Genomic DNA, 17,810 nt, shown 5'->3' on the forward strand with positions numbered 1-17,810 from the left:
CGGGTTTAATGCCCCCAGCAAACGAAGTTTGGTGGTCTACAATTAGGAGAGGTTAAAGCCTCTTCTAATTGGCTTACAGCTTACAGCTTACAGCTTATAGCTGCGGCTCTGCCGCTTTACCCTTTCAATCGTCATCAATGAAGGGGGTTTAAACCCCTTTATTAAATGGTAATTGTTTTATCTCTTGTTCTATTAGGTCTGAATTGTCTTTATTTTCTGATTGCTTGAGATGTTCTAGAGCAATTCTACTGACAATAGGTCGCTCACGATGTTCTGCTAACAGAAATGCTAAGGTAAGTTGAAACTTTTGGCGATCGCGTTGTTGATTTCTCAGTGTGATCGCCATAATTACTGTCATAATTAGTGTCAGTATTGAAGGCACTAGAGGAAGCCACCAGCCTGATAGAAATGCTAGATAACAAGTAATAATCAATATGATGGTGGTTAAGCAAACATAACCAGAAATTGCGAGCGTCGATTGCCAACGCCAAAAAATAATAACCCCAATGATTCCCCACAAGAGAATCCAGAGAGATTCTGAGAGTTTGTTATGGGTGCGAAGTAATGGGCGCTTACCGAGCGCAGCATCAATTATTTGACTGGCGACATTAGCATGAATAAAAACCCCAGGCATTTTCTCTGGAGAACGAAACCAACCTTGATTATTACTATAGGGTGTATCAAAGACATCTTTGATACTTTCAGCAGTAGTACCAATAAAAATTAAGCGATTTTGAAGGTCTTGGGGAGCTATTTTGCCGTTTAGCACTTCTGTTAAAGAATACTGTTTAAAATTAGCTTGTGTTCCCCAAAAATTGAGTAATATTTGAGTTCCCCCATTATCTGTACGCACATATCCTCCATCATTACTCTCAAATCGTTTAAAGATAGCTTTTCCTAAACCATAGCGAATAGGATCTTCGTCTATAGGGTCTGGATGGATGTCTCGCTCTCCTAAATAATGTAGGGCTAATTGAGCACCCAAACTTAAACGCACCTTGTCATTATCGGTTCCCAAAGATAATAACGCCCGGCGTACTCTACCATCACCATCTGTAATTTGATCGGCAAAGCCAACTTGTTCTTGCTTAAAATCTTTGGGGGGAGAAATACCAGGATCTCCGATTACTTTTTCGACGGCAAACAGATTGGGAGTAGAGTTAAAGATTTGGAGTAATTCTCGATTTCCTGAATCATCGCAATTGGATAAATCTGGAACTGGTATATCGCGATAGACATCTAAGGCGATCGCACTTGGTTGATGCGCTTTTAAATTTTTAATGGCTTTTGCAAAGACACTGTCGGGAATGGGCCATTGATTAATATCTGCAATATCTTGATCATCAATCGTAACTACTGCGATTTGAGGTTCCTGGTGATCTGTAAGTCGCCAACCAAAAAAGAGATCGAGTGCATTCCATTCCCAAGTTTGTAAAATTCCCGTAGAACGTAATAGTAAGATCAATGCTGTTACTCCCGAAGCAATTAATGCTAGCCAGGAAATGTCTAAGCGTTGTTGATATACTCTATGTCGCGCTTTTTTTCTCGCTCTTGCTAATAATTTACTAGCTGCTTTTACTGCTGTTAAAGTATCTTCTGTCTTCTGTTTGGCTAAGTTTTGACTAGCAACCAAAAACTGATAGTCTATATCGCCAAGACTTTTACCCAACGACCAAGATAAAGCATCTTGCAAATCTTTCCCTTTGAGTAAATAAGTTGGATCGCAATTATTGCTGGTCATCCAATTCGCGATCTCTTTGCTGTAGGGACGTAGTTGTGCTAATTGATTGTCAACCCAAGCTAAATTAAATACTTTGGTATAAATCGGATTATTAGCTTCCAAGTTCCCATGTCTTTCGACAACTAAACCCGATAAACGTAGTTCTATCTGCTCGGGGTTATTATTAACCCGAATTTTTCCCTGTTGTAATACCTCTCGATATAGACCTAGTAAACGAATAGTTGCTGATGAATTTCGATAGCATAGGCGATCGCGTATGGTACGAAGATGTTCTGGTTCATCTTGGGTATCCCAATCAGTAACAATATATTTATCAACGATATTAGCTACGATGTTGTTTTCTTCACTATTCCCTTTTTCTACAACTAATTGGCATAATTTTTGAGTTAAAAAAGGTTGTCCTCCTGTCCAATACAAAATATCTGCTAATATTTGTTCAGGATAAGTAACCTTATTCATTAACCCCGATGTCAAAGGTAAAGCTTCTTCTAATTTAAAACCTTGTAAGATTATTGCTTTACCAATATCAAATGGAGATTGAGTTTTATCGCTAATTAAATCTCTAGGTGCTGCTACTCCTAAAAGAGTAAAAGTAAGACGATGATAATGTGGATTAACTTGACGCTTTTGATAGCAGCTATGCATTAAAGCGAAAAAATCATCTAGAGAAAATTTTTGGCTAAGAACTCGGTCTATTTCATCAATAAAAATAACAATTTTTTCTGTAATTTCTACTAATAAAACTTCCTCAATAAATAAACTTAATCTCTGTAAAGGACTGAATAAATCTCTTTTTTCTCGCCACCATTTACGCCAATTAAACTTCAGTTGAGAACCACTAACTAGCGAACGGACAATTCCTGCGTACCACTTTTCCGGAGTCAAATCTTGGGTTCCCATACCCGTCAAGTCAATAAAAATACAAACAGTCTTTTCTGCTTGTAATTTCTCCATTGCTCGCACACGCAAACTAGATTTTCCCATTTGTCGTGAGTTTAAAACATAGCAAAATTCTCCTTGTCTTAAAGCTCGATCTAATTCTTGGTCGGCTTTTCGTTCTATGTAGCTGGGAGATTTACTAGCTAAACTTCCTCCAATTTGATAAGAGAATATAGTTTTATGCTCCTTCATCAAAATATTTAGTAATGGGTTAAATTATTGCTGTTCACTGTAATTTGGCTTCAGTCTATCGTTTGGCTTCAGTCTATTAATTATACAGTTACTCTTTAGTCAATACTAGGGGAAAAATTCAGGTGTTTTTTCAGGTGTTTTTTCAGGTGTTTGTTGTGACTTGAAGCATAATATTGCCACAACGAACTCTACAAGGTGAAACAATTAGCGGGGCATCAATTTCTCAGCATTGGTAAATAGCGATGTGGTGTTGCAAGCAGATAACGATATTACCATTGATGATGATATTACTAGCCTGACTAATAGTAATCTAACTTTTCAAGCAGGGCGTAGCGTAGCCATGCCGTTAGGCTTATCGCTAAATATTTTAGACAACCGTACTATCGCCAGTTCAAACAACGAGCCGCATATTGGGCAGAAAAATTTCAATTGTCATAGATAAAAGTTGGATCGGTTTTTTCCACATCAGTTCCATATTGAATTAATTGTTCTATATTTCCGTGAAGTATTTTACATAGATCGTCTAAAGGCAAATCGTTAGGGTCTCTACCAAAAGGGTTTTCAATTTCAATACCGATTTCTTCTACCCCTAATAAAGCAAAACTAACCAAACCAACTGCAGGAATTGCTCCCCAGCCTAAATCGGAAACGTAGGAAAAAGGTAAGCCCAAACAGTAGATTAATAATAAGTGTCTCAAGTGAATGGAGTAAGCTTTTGGCAGAGGTGTATTTAAAATTCGCTCGCAACCAATCATATCCCCTGCAATAAGATCTAAAGATTTATTCAACAAATCAAAAAATCGGTCGTTGATCAGACCTTTTTGATAATAAAGGTCGCTAAAATATGCGGCTAACCAGTTAATCATTCTCAAAGGTATATGAGTAACATTTTTTAGTTCTAAATACTGTTGATCGGTTAGTAAATTACTAAGCTCTGGATTCAAATATTCTTTTCTTAAGTGAGTTTTGATTGCTACAATTAAGCTAAAAACCAATCTAACTTGAGTAATTTTCTCTTGCTGTTGCTCTTGAGTTTTATCTGGAATTATGAACCAAATATTTCTAGATAAGATTCTACTATTATTAATCAAACTACCGAAAAGCTTACGTCCTTCCCAATATCTGTCATAGGCTGTGTTAGTTCTAAAAACAATTAATAACCCTAAAACAATAGTCGGAATCAAACTATTAATAATTGGCTGATTGACTGAAAATCCTTCATAATAAGCTACAGTAACGATCGCTGCAAATATCATAGTCGCAACTACTCTTCTCCAAATTGCAGGAATAACCGAACTGCGTAAATCTATTGCCAATTTAATCCATGTAAACCATTTTTCTCTACCAGAAGACATTTTTTCCTTAATTAAAACGAATAATGTGGTAACTATTTAGTCGCAGGTCAAAGCGATCGCAAATAGCTTTTTAATTATACAATGTATAATTATATAATTATTTCAAGTATAGGCACATTGAAATCAAGTTAAGGAAATGGGGCAATAGTATTGGACTAAGAATTCCTTACAAATACGGGCAAACAATATTATGATCGCGGACAATATTCTGAAGCCGCTCAGCTTTGGCAACAGGTAGCTAATAAAGATGCCGAAATAGAAAAGAAGATTCTTGGTTATAACTATCTGGCGATCGCCTATCATATCAGGATTTAGAACAATGGGAGAAGAAGGATAATCAATTAATGTCTGCAATGTATCGATTAGTTAATAGTTAATAGTTAATAGTAACGAACCCGTAAGAATAGATACTTTGGTAGCGTATAAGTTAGAAAGTATCGGACTTATATCATTGGATGGTTTCTTAGCTCAACCCAGTTGTGAACTTTATCGTCTTTATTTTCGCGAAGTTTTAAATGAAAAAAATTAAGCTTAGGTGGTAAAAAACTAGTTAAACAAACCATTCTGAATCGAGAAAGCTTTTAAAAATCATAAAAAATATAGCTTAAAGCAATTTAGCATCTTTGGGAAATTGGTATAGTTTGAGGAAATAATCACTATTTTTTTGTTATCTAGATTACCTTTTCTCGAATGTAATCTAGATAACAAAACAGACAAAACATCTGTTTGACAACTTATTTTTAAGACAATTCTCTCAAATCTACTATTTATAAAATATTCAGCTCTTTAATACCATTTGAAATCCTGATAAAAATATAAAAATCATAAATTACTTTCTACCAAAAAGTCATAAAGTAAGTTTTCTAACCATTTTTGTATGGTTTACGAATAAGATTTGAAGTTAAGTTAAGAAAAAAGTAATTATCATTTAGAATAAGCTCTCAAAGTAGTAAGGTTAATCTATATGACATTTATCCGAGTAGCCAAAATTCAAATACAAAATAAAAGTCAACTTATTTTATTAGAGGAAAACTTGTATTTGGTACATTCTAATTCAAGTTTCATCGTATTCTAAGGTCTTTAACGTTAGATATACCTTAATATCGACAAACAAGTTATGCTGAAATATTTGAAGTTTTTATCTACTGAAACTACCAATAAAGTGTAGATCTAATTCTAATTAGACCAACGTAGTTTTAAGCTATTTGCTAAAGACAAAAATAGCTTTTCTTTTGATGGCTATGTGTTTTATGCCTAGAAATATTTTCTCCTTTTTTAAACCAAGAAAGTCCCAAAAAATGAATAATCAGTCTTTAAGTAATATTCCTAGCGTCGATTTGGTTATCGTAATCGATACTAGTCCCTCTATGAAAGATGAAGCCCAAGCTTTGAGTAAAGCAGCAGAGGCAGCAATTAACACGGCTAAATCTAGCTGTCCGTCAAATTTAAAAGTGACTTGGCTTGGTATTGAGGGAATTTGGAAAGGAACACTATTCAATCGAACGGTTAGAAGTTATTTAACCGAGGAGTGTAAAGTTTCTGAGTCTGACTTTAGGAGTAGAAAGCGGGGTGAATTAAAGTCGGCTGGAGCGCAAGAAGATGGGGCAAGAGCCGTTGCCGATCTTGTCGATTATTTTAACTGGCGTCAAGATGCCGCAAAAGCTATTTTTTATCTGGGCGACGAAGCACTTGAAGGAGGTGGAGCGAAAACTGAACGGGCAGACATTGAATCAGCCAATGTTGCCATTCAAAAAGCTCAAGCCCAAGAAGTTAAGGTTTATACTTATTTTGGTACTTCTAAAAGCAAGCATCGCCAAGGTATTACCTCTGAATACGCCAGACTTGCTACCGACACTGGAGGACAGGCTTTTACAGACCAAGATACCCTCAAAGGTTTTAGCGCAGTTTTGGAACAAGTCATCTGTGGCAGTCGCACTGTGAACACAGATATTGTGAACCTTCAATCTGGCACAGTATATATTCAAGATTTTGTTGCTGGCAAAGCGAGTAATCTCTACACTTTAAATCTACAAATAGGTAAAGCAGATTTAGTCGGCTCAATTGCAACTAATGTCTACGATCTAGCTTTTGTTGGTTCGCAGCTATACGGACTACAGCAAGGCAAAAAGAATACTCAGCTAGTCAAAATAGAGCGTGCTACAGGAAAAACTACAGTAGTCGGTGATATTGGCTTTGATGTTGTGGGGTTGGCATATAACACTCAGCGTGAAACTTTATATGCCTCAGCAGCTAAACAACTAATTGCGATCGCTTTAGAAACGGGTAAAGGTCAACCTGCTGTAACGGTAAGCAAAGATAAACGGGGTTGTGGCGAAGTTGCTTTTGATAGTTCGGGAAAAGCTTACATTACCCTGATCGGCACTGATAAAAAGAAACAACTAGCAAGCTGCAATTTAGACAGTGGAGAAGTTAGTGTCATTGGCGATATTGGTTTCCCCGATCTTGCCAGCATGGAATTTATTGACGATGTTCTCTATGGCGTAACGGGTAACTTTTTTAATTTGGGCAAAGATGGTCAACTGCTTCGAATTGATACGAGGACAGGGAAAGGGATCGTCGTGACCAAAACCAATCCTGTTGGTCGTTGGGCGGGTATGACCGTATATCAACCAACTACAGCAAAGACAAAAACTGTTCCCCAAATTAATCCTAATCAATCTCAAAGCGCAGTGGAGGAAAATATGCAGCTATTAACTATCGATACTAAAAATAACTGTTATGTGATCGATCCCAACGGCATGAACGAGCTACAGGAAAATGTCGCTAGCAAGATGATCCTAGATCGAGGCAACTTTGAAATTCAGATTATTGATGGTCGTTATAGCTATAGCAAGAATGAGACTGAGGGAGAACCTTTTGTATTGTTATGGATTTATGGCAGTGAGGGCAGTACTTTTATCAATCGGGGAACAGGTGTTGAAACTGGTGCTACCTGGACAACTCTCAATGGATACAATCAAAAATTACAGTTAGAAGTCAAACAGCAGGCTGTATTGTGTGCTTTGTTCTTTAACCAAAGTAATCGAGATAATAGCGGTTCAGTTAAATTGACGATTAAGGACGAATCATCTCAAGTTCGAGAACTAACGGTTAATAGTCGAGATCATAGCTACATACTTAACGAACAATATCTATCAAGTCTCAAACAGTGGGAACAAAACTTTATTGAACTAGAACCTGGTAACTATCGAGTCAAGATACGGGAAGGTAATGCTAGCTATTGGTCTGACCAAAAGAAATTTAAGTTAGAACCCTGGGCATTGATCTGGATCAAGGCAGGTTCATTTATCACTCAACTAACTGGAGTAGAAACTAGTGAAACTTGGTGTTCTTTAAATGGTTTGAAAGACGAATTTATTTTAGAAGTAAAAACCAAAACTACTTTATCAGGCTTATTTTTCGATACTTTCAACGAAGACAATGAAGGACAAATTATTATTGCTATTGAAAATATCAACGCAGAAGAAATAGCTCAGAAATATCAGCAGCAAAAGGTTACAGCAAACGTTGAAGATACCATAAGTGGAGAACGCATAACCGTTACCTCCTCTGGGGGAGGAAATATTCAAAGCAGTGAACGAGTAACTGTTACCGCTTCTGGGGGAAGTAGTACTACGAAACGAGAAACTCAAACCACTAGCGTTTCAGCAACTAATAGTGGGAAAACCTCACAACAGGTTAAAGTCGGCAATGGTACTAGCTTCAACTTCCGCTTTGATGAAGCTCAAATGGAACAGATGTGGCAGCAAATGGCAGCCAAGATTGAAACTTCCGTAACAGTAACCGACGAACAGGATGAAAAGAAAGAGGCTTACTACTGGGATAATTTAGAAAAGTGGATTCTTAAGGGCTATCAAACTCAAGCTAAAGACTTAGCGATCCAAGTCGCACGGTTAGAGTTTATGATGAAGTCCATCACTCAACAGATGGAAGTCAGCTTTAATCAAAACTTCCAGGCTTGGTCTGGTTACTTCGATAGTCGTCTTAACGAACTAATCGATACCAGAATGATGACGATGGTAGAAGAACAGGTTAACTCAAGAATTAGCGATCGCTCTACCGCAATTAAAAACCAAGTCATTCAGCAATTACAGGATGATATCGACAAACGTGTAGAGTCGGTAGTGAATTTAAAGATTAGCGATCGCGCTTCTCAAATCAAGAACCAAGTAGTTGAACAGCTACAGGGTGATATCGACAAGCGCATCAGTACAATAGTTAATCTTAAAGTAGATAATCAAGCTGAAGAAATCAACAACTTGGTTGTTAATCAGCTACAAGATGAAATGGAGCGGCGGATTAATACTACTGTTAATCTCAAAGTAGAAAACCAGGCACAGGATATTAATAACCAGGTAATCAAACAGCTACAAGCTGATATGGACAAACGCATTGATGCGGTAGTAAATCTTAAAGTTACAGACCAAACGCCAAATATTAAAAACTTAGTCATTCAGCAGCTACAGGCGGATGTTGATAAACGCATTGATGCGGTAGTAAATCTCAAACTGGCAGACCAAACCTTAGAAATTGATAACTCCATAACCAAAAAGTTACAGGGGGATCTAGAAAAGCGGGTTAATTCTAACGTTGACTCCAAGCTAGAAGCTAGAACTCAGAATATTAAAAACTTGGTAGTTAATCAATTACAAGCTGACATAGACAGACGTATCAATACCGCAGTTACTGACAAGACTGACAATAGCGTTCAGGTAGTAGTTAATAACGTCATTAATAATGTAGACGATCGCATTGATGTCAAATTAGAAAACAAAATTCTCAACTTCCGCGATGATGTCACCTCCATTGTCAAAAATGAGCTGAACCAAAACTACACCGACTCAATCAAAACTACGGTCTTATCCGATATTAAGAAACAGCAATTCTTTATCGATATGGAGACTATTAAAGGCGAGGTTAATAACTTCTACTCCCGTCTGGGACAATTTGAAACTCAGCTATATTTGCGCATCGAACAGGGAGATACTCAGCTTTATAATTGGACGTTGGAACAACTAACCGCCTTACAGGGGTGCTTGAGCGATCGCCAAACTCTATCAGATATGTTTGAGTCCTTTGCAACCAAACTTAAAGACGAACTAGATAACGCACCCTGTGTTCAACCCAGCCGTTTTACACCCATGACGGCAACTTTGGGTCAAGAGCGAATTTCCCCTGTCCAACCCCAGCAGCTACCTGGAAGCTAAATGATAATTAGATTTTAGGTAATAGGTAATAAATTTTCCTGCCTGTTACCTAAAATTTCCAGCAAAATCAAGATTCTAGGTGCCAATCTTTCTGTGACCTCCTCCCACACTGATTGCTTCGCAATACAGTCTGGGCTTCCCTAGACTCACGACTAGGTTTTCCTGGTTGTTTTCTCTTTCAAGATCTTGCACCACTTATCTAGATATGAAAAAAATCACACCCCCGACAGATCGATTGCCCAGGCAGTTTCCGTTCCGCATAGTCCGTGCGTACAGTTTTTAGAATGTCTCCTTCTTACAAAAATTGCTTATGGGGGAAACCCCCAAGACCGCATTTTTGCGCTTATTACGGCAAACATTTTACACAGCTACCGAGTCTCCAATCGAGACTATTTCTTAGCTATAACCCTATATGTTTGATTTTCAAGGTGCTGCCAATTTTAGTTTTTTGTTTTACTACCGATGTTCGGATATTGGCATCCCATTCATACGCTCTAGAACTATCTTACAACAACTGAAACCCTGGCTACATAAAGATTACATGAATATCAACTTAACCAGTTATAAACAAAATGCCAGCCCACGATTCATGCGGCAAAGCGTTGGCGGGGGAACCCCGCTTAAAGCTATTGCCATCCCGACACCAAACCCTGCATCCTTGGGGTTATGGTGTCGGGCTTCTCGCGGGGGATGCTAAATTTTTTCTGTTCATTTCTATCCCGACTTTTTCTAACGAGGCAAACAATTTACTCGCTGCTGCGATCGCTAGATTCTGATGGTCATTGTCGGCAGTAAGCTTAATCCTGATTTCATTATCGATCAATTCGGCATTGAAGATAATTTGTTGATGGTTCATAGAGTGGAATCTTAAGAACAACTGAGGTTGATCGGTGAATAACACGATCATTTAGACCAAGTTTAGTCTTTAATCAATCGTCAGCATAAGTTGGCTTAATTTTAACCTCACGTTTTAATGCTTCAGCTAGAACCTGACGACTGTTACGAGCTGACCAAATTTCTACTTCTAAATTATCAGCACCCGTAACGGTTATTACTAGCTTTTCTGTTGATACCTGACAATCAATCCGTTCAACTCGGCGATTTTTAGTTTTGTTTAAAGCTACTGCAATTCTGAGAATTCCTGACAACATTTGAATGATTTGACGATGTTGTTTAGAGAGATTTCTAAACTTTTTATGTCTTTTAGTTGGTTTTGCTTTGCAGTGGTAACGAACTAAGTGCTTAATCAACAGCATCTCTTCATCATTAAATCCTCTAGGATCGGTTTGTTTGAGAATATAACGCGAATTTTTATGATGTTGGCGAAAGGAAATAAACTGTCCGATGTCATGAAGTAACGCAGCAAACTCTAAGACTTCTCGTTCAAAATCGCCGTATTGATGTAGCTTTTGAATTTGGTCAAATATCTGTAAGGCTAATTTGGCGACATGACAGTTTTCGTCCCAATCTGATTCATATTTATAAACCAAATTTGCTGCTTTACGGTGTCGTAAACTTGGGGTTTCGGGTAATACAGATACTTCATTAGAATGACGTTGTATGTAGTCTAATATCATTCCTTCCCTTAAGGAAGCATCACAAAGAGTAATCTCTTTCACTCCTGCCATTTCTAATAACTGGACCAGCAGCACTCCTCCCAAATGAATGGCATCAGCACGTTTATCGCTTATTTCTTTAACTTCTGCCCGTTCTTCTGGTTTCATGTCGAGCAATTTCTGGGTCAATTTATCAATATCTTTTAGCTGTACAACTTCAGCATTGACTGATTGCCATGATTCCCCACCAGCAGCTACGTGGGCGGCCTCTCCCATAGTCCGAATTGTGCCCGATGTGCCAATTACTCGATCAAAGCCAAGATCGTGTATCTGTTTAAAAATTTGTTTACCGACAAAGCGAATATGAGCCTCTAGAACACCCTTTCCTTCAGTACCAACAGTACCTCGATCTTCAAACATATCTAATAAACGCAGAACTCCAAGAGGCATACTATCTTTGAAGAATATCTTAGAGCGATCGCCTAAAACTGCTTCGGTACTCCCACCACCAATATCTAAAACTAAAGCTTTATCTGACTCTAAGGCAATGGAATTACGGACAGCTAAAAAAATTAATCGAGCCTCTTCTTGTCCTGAGATCATTCTGGGAGTAAGTCCAGTTTGAGCTACCACTTGATTTAAAAAATCTTCCCCGTTGCGTGCCTCACGGATAGCACTAGTGGCAGCGGTGATAATTTCGTCCACTCCTAAACTATCTGCAAGTTGAACATAACGACTAATCGTTTCTAAACCAATTTTAAAAGCGCGATCGCTAATGTAATTAGAAGCAAATACCCCAGCTCCTAATTTTGCCATCTCTTTTTCGCGATTAATGATATCAAAGCTCTTTTTGTTATTCACCTCTACCACTATCATGTGAATAGAATTAGTACCTATATCAATCGCTGCTAACTTCATCGAAAAAAACTGGGTTAATTATATTGTTAGTGAATATATTATTTCTTATTTGTACTTCTCTCTTTTAATAATTATGCGCCGACTGCCCGCGGTTATCTGAAGATGTCCTTTAGGGTTAGTATTCTTTGATAGGCTGTCTCTTCCGCTTCCTCTACTCTGGGACACTATTTCTAACTTTTGACCCACCGAAAATTATTGTTCAACATGATACTGTGCTTGATAAAAGAATCTACCGTCATTTGTTTATGTTCCAAGGTAATGAAACAAGCACAGCAACAAGTACTAACTGGCGTGGTTATCGAATTGCAGCTTGGATAGGGCAATTTTTATTAGCGATTGCTACAGCAATTGTTTTCGTTCAAGTAGGTTGGCAAGCAGCAGTTATATTATTAGGGTTTTTAGTAGCATCTTTCATTTTTGTGCTTAAAGAGCGTCAGCTACCTACCTTATTCGATCTGCTATTTGTGATTGCAGCACTACTTAATGCAGGAGGCTGGATTGGATTGTTTTATCAACCAGGACCTTATGATGAAATTACCCATGCCTTTACAACTTTTTCCGTGACTTTGGCACTAAGTTTTCTGGTCTATCAACCCATGTTGACTCTGTTTCGCAGTCATCGCTGGTTATATATTTTAACCATTATTTCGTTTGGTCTTGCCATTGGTGCGCTTTGGGAAGTATTTGAATGGCTTACTGCAACAATTAATTCTCTTGACGATACCATAGTCGATCTAATTATGGATGCTATAGGCGCGATCGCAGCATCACTATTAAGTTTACGTGCTTTACAAGAGAAAATTAATAATCACTAACGTTCTCCGTCTTGGGTGTTAACAATAAAAGAAATCACCTTTGTAGAAGATCTATTTAACTTCCCTCGTTAGTCCATCCTAGAAATTAAATCCTCAATAGCTCTTTGAAACATGACTATCGACAGCCCATCTAGATCGTAACTGCATTCATAAGCAGGCTCTCTGTCGTAATTTTTTAAGGCAATTATTCTTACATCTATTTTGGCAATTTGAGGATTGGAAAATACTGTTATTTCTAGCTTCGATTTATTTCCCATATAAAAATAGCAAGGCGATTCTTGAAGGTGTACCTGAGTTTTACGGAACTTACTATTTAAATAATCAATTACTAAAGAAAAATTCCGATTGATAGCTTTTCGTTGTCGTTCGTTTAATGCTGTCATAAGTTTAAATTGAGCAATCGCCAAAAATACACTTAATTAAACATTAGCAGACATTGGAAAAGGGACTCGCATAGTTCACTTAATGATTCATGTTTCTAAAATCAGCAAAACATTATCGAGTAACATTTTGATAATGTCTAACCATATTTTACGATGCAAACTATTTTACAAAGATTAGTCAAATTTTGGCAGAACAATATTCATAGTCGAATAGCTTTTTTAATTACCACTGTCGGAACAGTAGGATTAGTTAGCTGTCTCATAATTATTTATGTTGTTGCCCAAATTTCCGATGAAGTATTAGATCAAGAAGCCTTCGCCTTTGATAAAACGATTTTACTCTGGATTCACTCCTTCGCGAATCCCACTCTTGATGGCATAATGCACTTTATTACTCGCCTAAACGATCCTAGTACGGTTACTGTAATTGCTTTTGTTACTTTGGGAATACTTTTATGGCGACGTTATTATTCAGAAGCTCAGATATTTATCATAGACTGTTTAGGTGGTGTCGTTCTTAGCTACGGTCTTAAATCAGTATTTGGTAAGGTTAGACCCGATCTTTGGCAATCAGCTATTGAAGACCTCTCTTATAGCTATCCTAGCGGTCATGCTCTAGGTTCAACTGTATTATACGGATTTATCGCCTATCTTATAGCAACTCGTTATCCTCAATTTTCTCTATTAATTTATGCTGTAGTAGTATGTCTGATTGGTGCAATTGGTTTGAGTCGATTATATCTAGGAGTACATTGGCCAACTGACATTATTGGTGGCTACGGTATCGGCTTTTTGTGGCTGACGTTTTGTATCACTATGTTGAAATTACAAAGAATTAAACGGTTGAAAATTTCAGAGTGATATTTTTATTCTTCTACACCACGTAATATCAAGTTCGGTTGAATACTTAAATTAAGAATGAGGTCAAGTAACAAGTAACAAGTAATAAGTTTTTCAGGTCTGCAATAAGCCTGTTTATTTCAATTAATTATCCGTACTTGATATAAGAGAGGAACAATATATCCTCCTGAGGCGATCGCCGAGTTCAACGATTTCAACAACAAACAGGCGAGAAACTTCTAAAATTATCTTCGCAAACACCAATCGAAAATTCTCGTATTGCGAACACATGTATGACCGCCACAGACACTTGCTGTTTTTTTTATAATTTCTGTTTTTTGCATTATCTTGACATCCTCTCCGTCCTGCGCTGACGCTAAAGGACAGAGATTTTCCCTAAAATCAAGGTCAATGATATTGAATTTGATTTCAATCTCGCTATCGCTTTATTCAGGTTCACCTAGTTTGTTGCTGAATATTGATTCTCCATAGAATTTATCAATAGCTAAAGTACGACAAGCTGTCTTTTGATGCGGGTACTTTTCTCATGTTGACACTCGCGCGCTAAATCAAAGATTTTAACGCACGATTCTTGATTCATCGACTCTTAACTAGATGCACCCTAAAATGCATCCCCGTCAGACCGTCTCTGCAAGCATTTTATGTTAAAGACCACGATATGCCCTACCGCCGACTTCTTGTAATTCAATGTTGAAACAATTAATTTACTCACCCAGGTTCGTAATAAACTTTTACGCTTCCAACGAATTTATCTGAGACTTTTGGTTACAACCCATGTTTATTTTGTTTTCTAGGTTCTGTATGTAGTCCAGCAATCTCAGCTTGTGTCGCATACAAAAGTATTATACAACGTCTGAAGTCCTTGATATGCAAAGGCATTCTTCTTGATGAAGTTGTTCATGGGGGAAACCCCCGCCCTTATGCGAAGCGGTATCCTTTAGGGCGACAGTTCCTTCAAGCGGGACAAAGGCCAGGCGTATGGCCGCATCGTACCCCCTAAAGGGTTCAGCAGTGGCTTCAAGCGGGGGAACCCCGCCAACGCCCTGCTTCACCGCCAACGGACTGTCTCGCAAGACCACACTTCATCGCTTTTTGCCGCATGCAAGATTAGATGAATGTCGACCCAACTGTTTACAACAAAATGCCAACCCGTGATTCACCGCCCGTTAAGCCTTACATCCTTGGTGCTTTAACGGGTGTCCTCTCACGGAATCAAGATAGATTCATAGACCATTATTCTATATTCCTAATGCTCGACTTGAACTAACAGAATCGAGGTTTGTGCGTCAAAATCCTACTGAAGGTATATCTGAGGTTAGAGTGATTATCTCTGGAATTGATGGAACACTTACGGCAGAAACGGTAACAGGAACTCAGAGTTTAACTATTAGCGCAACACCACCCGTACCAGTAGTAGACACAGCACCAGATCAAATAACTGTATATCTGACAACAGCATTTAATTTTGACCGTTTTGCTGATGTTGCCAGCTTTGACGCACCTGCCACCTATGGTTTTCAAGTTAGAAGTAAGTTTTAATTATGAATAAATGGGGATTACTCGCCAGCTTATATGTAGCACAGTTTCTGCCTGTAGCTTTCTTTGGGCAAACTCTACCCATATTCCTGCGACAACAGGGCGTTTCTCTAGAATTAATCGGCTTGACTAGCTTACTCAGTTTACCCTGGACACTTAAGGTATTGTGGTCGCCGTTGATTGATCGCTATGGATGGACGAGATGGGGACATTATAAGTTCTGGATTATCTTGATGCAAAGTCTGATGGGGATAGCGATCGCCATTTGTGCTTTTATCAATCTCGAAACTGATTTTACTCTCTTACTAGCTGTTATGCTAATAGCTATTACTTTGGCTGCAACTCAAGATATTGCCACCGATGCTTTAGCAATTGAACTACTTAAACCTGCTGAAAGAGGTTTTGGTAATAGCATTCAGGGGGCTGGCGGATATCTGGGAGGAATTTTGGGCGGTGGTGTGATCCTTATTTTATTAGATACTTGGGGTTGGACTAGAAGTTTATTAGTAATGGCATTGGGTGTCTTTTTATTAATATTTCCCGTCTTGTTTCATCGTGAAAATGTAACCAATCCAAAAATCGACTATGAACTAAGTTTTTCGGCATTAGTGGGATTTTTTCGGCAGCCTGGGATGGTGCGGTGGATCTTAATACTGGTGGTTTACATGATGGGAGTAACTATCACCAGTACTATGTCTCGACCCTTACTTGTAGACTTGGGAATGTCTATGACTGATATTGGGGTAATGAACGGTATTGTATCTTTTGGCGGAGGATTTGTCGGCTCTATTTTAGGTGGATTTCTAGTCAAACCTTTGGGACGTAAACGAGGTTTGATTGTATTCGGTATTTTGATGACAGTGGCGATCTCCACTTGGATTTTACCCACATTGGGATTTGCCAGTTTACCAGTTCTCTATCTAATTTCTACTGGCTTACATTTTGCCTATAGCATGGCTTGTGTTCCGATGTTTGCGATCGCCATGGATAATAGCCGGCAGGGAAAGGCAGGGTTTGACTACACTCTACAAGTTACGATTATTTTTATTGGTAGTTTAATGGCTAGTAGTCTTAGTGGTTTTATTGCAGAAGCATTTGGTTATATCAGTGCATTTGCGATCGCTGCCACATTATGTCTTTTAGGAGTTTTATTTGTTACTACTCTTGATGAAAAACCCATTTTCTAGTGGGAGACTTCCATGATTACCTTAATCTAAAAAATAGTTAACTAACTGCCCGAATCCGGATAAGATGCAACTATTTTTTCTAATTCAACAACCAAGATAGGTAAGCTGGTATTCACGGTTTCCCAAATAGTATCTAGATCGATATCATCATATTCGTGAACTAAACGATTTCGCATTCCTTTAATCAGTCGCCAAGGAATTGTTGCTAAATCTTGTTGTGTTGTTTCTGAAATTCTCTTAGAAGCCTCACCAATAATTAGTAATCTTCTAATAAGTGCATCTTGAAGCTGCAAATTATTTTCCAAGTCCTCAATAGATTTTTCTTGAAGATAATTAATTGCAATTCTTGCCGACACTAACATATCAAGGAGAAATTGTTTTTCCCGATTCATAAATAGTTTTAGCAGAATTAAGAATATTTTCTCGACGTAAATAATTACGGCTATTAGCAATTCCTTTACGAGTAACGAGATCGACATCTCGATTAAAAATTGCTTTTAATTCATCTTCCATAACTACTAAATCAAACAAGCCATAACGTAAATTACGCTCAAATTCAACTATGATATCAACATCACTATTACTGTGAAAATCATCTCTTAAAACAGAACCAAATAAAGCAAGTTTAGTAATTTTCCAGCGTTTGCAAAATGCTTTGATTTTATCTGCTGGTAAGGGTATTTGAACCATAGTGGGGAGTTGGAAATTATGGTCTTCAGCGCTCAAGGCGATCGCTTCCAATATGAGAAATAGCTTGTTTTAAAATTTGTTTTTGTTCTGCCGCATTAGTATTTGCAGGAATAGTAATTACATTTTGTTTTGGTCTTGATTTAAGTTCTTTTAAAGCCTCTTTATCATTGCGATTGTTTAAAAGATATTGTTTTAATTCGCTCTTAGTCATCGATTTATATTTCATCGCCTATTTCTACATCTACCGTTGAATCTCGATATACCGTCACCTCTATTCTGGCTCTTTTTCTGCCAAGATGGAAAATTCATTTGTATCTTCGTCATAAAGAAACAATAATATATCTTGTCTCATATCCGACAAAGCTTGACATATTTGAACCGTCTTGAGCAATTGCTCGTAATTTGGCAT

The 17,810-nt window shown here is 37.8% G+C and carries 16 protein-coding genes and 1 pseudogene; 7 read left to right on the forward strand and 10 right to left on the reverse strand.

The window, feature by feature from the left end; all coding sequences use genetic code 11:
* Positions 1-148: 148 nt before the first annotated feature.
* The gene (locus tag PLEUR7319_RS0118065) at positions 149-2,872 is read right to left on the reverse strand and encodes a CHASE2 domain-containing protein (protein ID WP_019506634.1); all 2,724 of its coding nucleotides are present in this window, start codon (positions 2,870-2,872) and stop codon (positions 149-151) included.
* Between the two features lie 229 nt (positions 2,873-3,101).
* Between PLEUR7319_RS0118065 and PLEUR7319_RS0118070 the strand changes: the two genes are divergently transcribed.
* Complete coding sequence (locus PLEUR7319_RS0118070) at positions 3,102-3,314, forward strand: hypothetical protein (RefSeq protein ID WP_144054335.1); 213 nt, start codon at positions 3,102-3,104, stop codon at positions 3,312-3,314.
* Here the strand turns inward: PLEUR7319_RS0118070 and PLEUR7319_RS0118075 are convergent.
* Positions 3,298-4,227 carry a bestrophin family protein gene (locus tag PLEUR7319_RS0118075; protein WP_019506635.1) on the reverse strand — a complete coding sequence of 310 codons (930 nt, stop codon included), beginning with the start codon at positions 4,225-4,227 and terminating at the stop codon, positions 3,298-3,300. The genes PLEUR7319_RS0118070 and PLEUR7319_RS0118075 overlap by 17 nt on opposite strands.
* 376 nt (positions 4,228-4,603) lie before the next feature.
* On the opposite strand from PLEUR7319_RS0118075, the pseudogene PLEUR7319_RS43565 reads away from it, so the two are divergent.
* Both PLEUR7319_RS43565 and PLEUR7319_RS0118080 read left to right on the forward strand, forming a co-directional pair.
* Positions 4,604-4,756 (forward strand): annotated as a pseudogene (locus tag PLEUR7319_RS43565) (AAA-like domain-containing protein); the annotation flags it as partial.
* A 769-nt stretch (positions 4,757-5,525) separates the two neighbouring features.
* The gene (locus tag PLEUR7319_RS0118080; RefSeq protein ID WP_019506636.1) at positions 5,526-9,455 is read left to right on the forward strand and encodes a hypothetical protein; all 3,930 of its coding nucleotides are present in this window, start codon (positions 5,526-5,528) and stop codon (positions 9,453-9,455) included.
* A 664-nt stretch (positions 9,456-10,119) separates the two neighbouring features.
* Here the strand turns inward: PLEUR7319_RS0118080 and PLEUR7319_RS35905 are convergent.
* The gene (locus PLEUR7319_RS35905; protein WP_019506637.1) at positions 10,120-10,311 is read right to left on the reverse strand and encodes a hypothetical protein; all 192 of its coding nucleotides are present in this window, start codon (positions 10,309-10,311) and stop codon (positions 10,120-10,122) included.
* A 73-nt stretch (positions 10,312-10,384) separates the two neighbouring features.
* The gene (locus PLEUR7319_RS0118090) at positions 10,385-11,929 is read right to left on the reverse strand and encodes a Ppx/GppA phosphatase family protein (protein WP_019506638.1); all 1,545 of its coding nucleotides are present in this window, start codon (positions 11,927-11,929) and stop codon (positions 10,385-10,387) included.
* Between the two features lie 245 nt (positions 11,930-12,174).
* Here PLEUR7319_RS0118090 and PLEUR7319_RS0118095 point away from each other — a divergent pair, with 245 nt between their 5' ends.
* Positions 12,175-12,744: a hypothetical protein gene (locus PLEUR7319_RS0118095; protein ID WP_019506639.1), complete on the forward strand. Its 570-nt coding sequence runs from the start codon at positions 12,175-12,177 to the stop codon at positions 12,742-12,744.
* Positions 12,745-12,812: 68 nt separating this feature from the next.
* Here the strand turns inward: PLEUR7319_RS0118095 and PLEUR7319_RS0118100 are convergent, their stop codons facing one another.
* Complete coding sequence (locus tag PLEUR7319_RS0118100) at positions 12,813-13,127, reverse strand: hypothetical protein (RefSeq protein ID WP_192816071.1); 315 nt, start codon at positions 13,125-13,127, stop codon at positions 12,813-12,815.
* Between the two features lie 162 nt (positions 13,128-13,289).
* Here PLEUR7319_RS0118100 and PLEUR7319_RS0118105 point away from each other — a divergent pair, with 162 nt between their 5' ends.
* Positions 13,290-13,988, forward strand: coding sequence for a phosphatase PAP2 family protein (locus PLEUR7319_RS0118105; RefSeq protein ID WP_026102614.1), 699 nt, complete (start codon positions 13,290-13,292; stop codon positions 13,986-13,988).
* An 842-nt stretch (positions 13,989-14,830) separates the two neighbouring features.
* Here the strand turns inward: PLEUR7319_RS0118105 and PLEUR7319_RS43570 are convergent.
* Positions 14,831-15,046 carry a hypothetical protein gene (locus PLEUR7319_RS43570; RefSeq protein WP_083892574.1) on the reverse strand — a complete coding sequence of 72 codons (216 nt, stop codon included), beginning with the start codon at positions 15,044-15,046 and terminating at the stop codon, positions 14,831-14,833.
* Between the two features lie 223 nt (positions 15,047-15,269).
* On the opposite strand from PLEUR7319_RS43570, the gene PLEUR7319_RS0118115 reads away from it, so the two are divergent.
* Together PLEUR7319_RS0118115 and PLEUR7319_RS0118120 are read left to right on the forward strand one after the other, a co-directional pair.
* Positions 15,270-15,527 (forward strand): hypothetical protein, encoded by a 258-nt coding sequence (locus tag PLEUR7319_RS0118115; protein ID WP_019506643.1) that lies wholly within the window; start codon positions 15,270-15,272, stop codon positions 15,525-15,527.
* 2 nt (positions 15,528-15,529) lie between these two features.
* Positions 15,530-16,711: an MFS transporter gene (locus PLEUR7319_RS0118120; protein WP_019506644.1), complete on the forward strand. Its 1,182-nt coding sequence runs from the start codon at positions 15,530-15,532 to the stop codon at positions 16,709-16,711.
* 41 nt (positions 16,712-16,752) lie between these two features.
* Here PLEUR7319_RS0118120 and PLEUR7319_RS0118125 read toward each other — a convergent pair whose 3' ends face one another.
* The 4 genes from PLEUR7319_RS0118125 to PLEUR7319_RS41360 are packed head-to-tail and all read right to left on the reverse strand — an operon-like array spanning position 16,753 to position 17,810.
* On the reverse strand, positions 16,753-17,103 hold the full coding sequence (locus tag PLEUR7319_RS0118125; protein ID WP_026102616.1) for a DUF86 domain-containing protein: 351 nt from the start codon (positions 17,101-17,103) through the stop codon (positions 16,753-16,755).
* Positions 17,075-17,401 carry a nucleotidyltransferase family protein gene (locus tag PLEUR7319_RS0118130; RefSeq protein ID WP_019506646.1) on the reverse strand — a complete coding sequence of 109 codons (327 nt, stop codon included), beginning with the start codon at positions 17,399-17,401 and terminating at the stop codon, positions 17,075-17,077. The genes PLEUR7319_RS0118125 and PLEUR7319_RS0118130 overlap by 29 nt, the downstream gene beginning before the upstream one ends.
* A gap of 25 nt (positions 17,402-17,426) precedes the next feature.
* The gene (locus PLEUR7319_RS0118135; protein WP_019506647.1) at positions 17,427-17,612 is read right to left on the reverse strand and encodes a hypothetical protein; all 186 of its coding nucleotides are present in this window, start codon (positions 17,610-17,612) and stop codon (positions 17,427-17,429) included.
* A gap of 60 nt (positions 17,613-17,672) precedes the next feature.
* Positions 17,673-17,810 (reverse strand): hypothetical protein, encoded by a 138-nt coding sequence (locus PLEUR7319_RS41360; RefSeq protein WP_019506648.1) that lies wholly within the window; start codon positions 17,808-17,810, stop codon positions 17,673-17,675.

This window comes from Pleurocapsa sp. PCC 7319 (assembly GCF_000332195.1).
Lineage (GTDB): Bacteria > Cyanobacteriota > Cyanobacteriia > Cyanobacteriales > Xenococcaceae > Waterburya.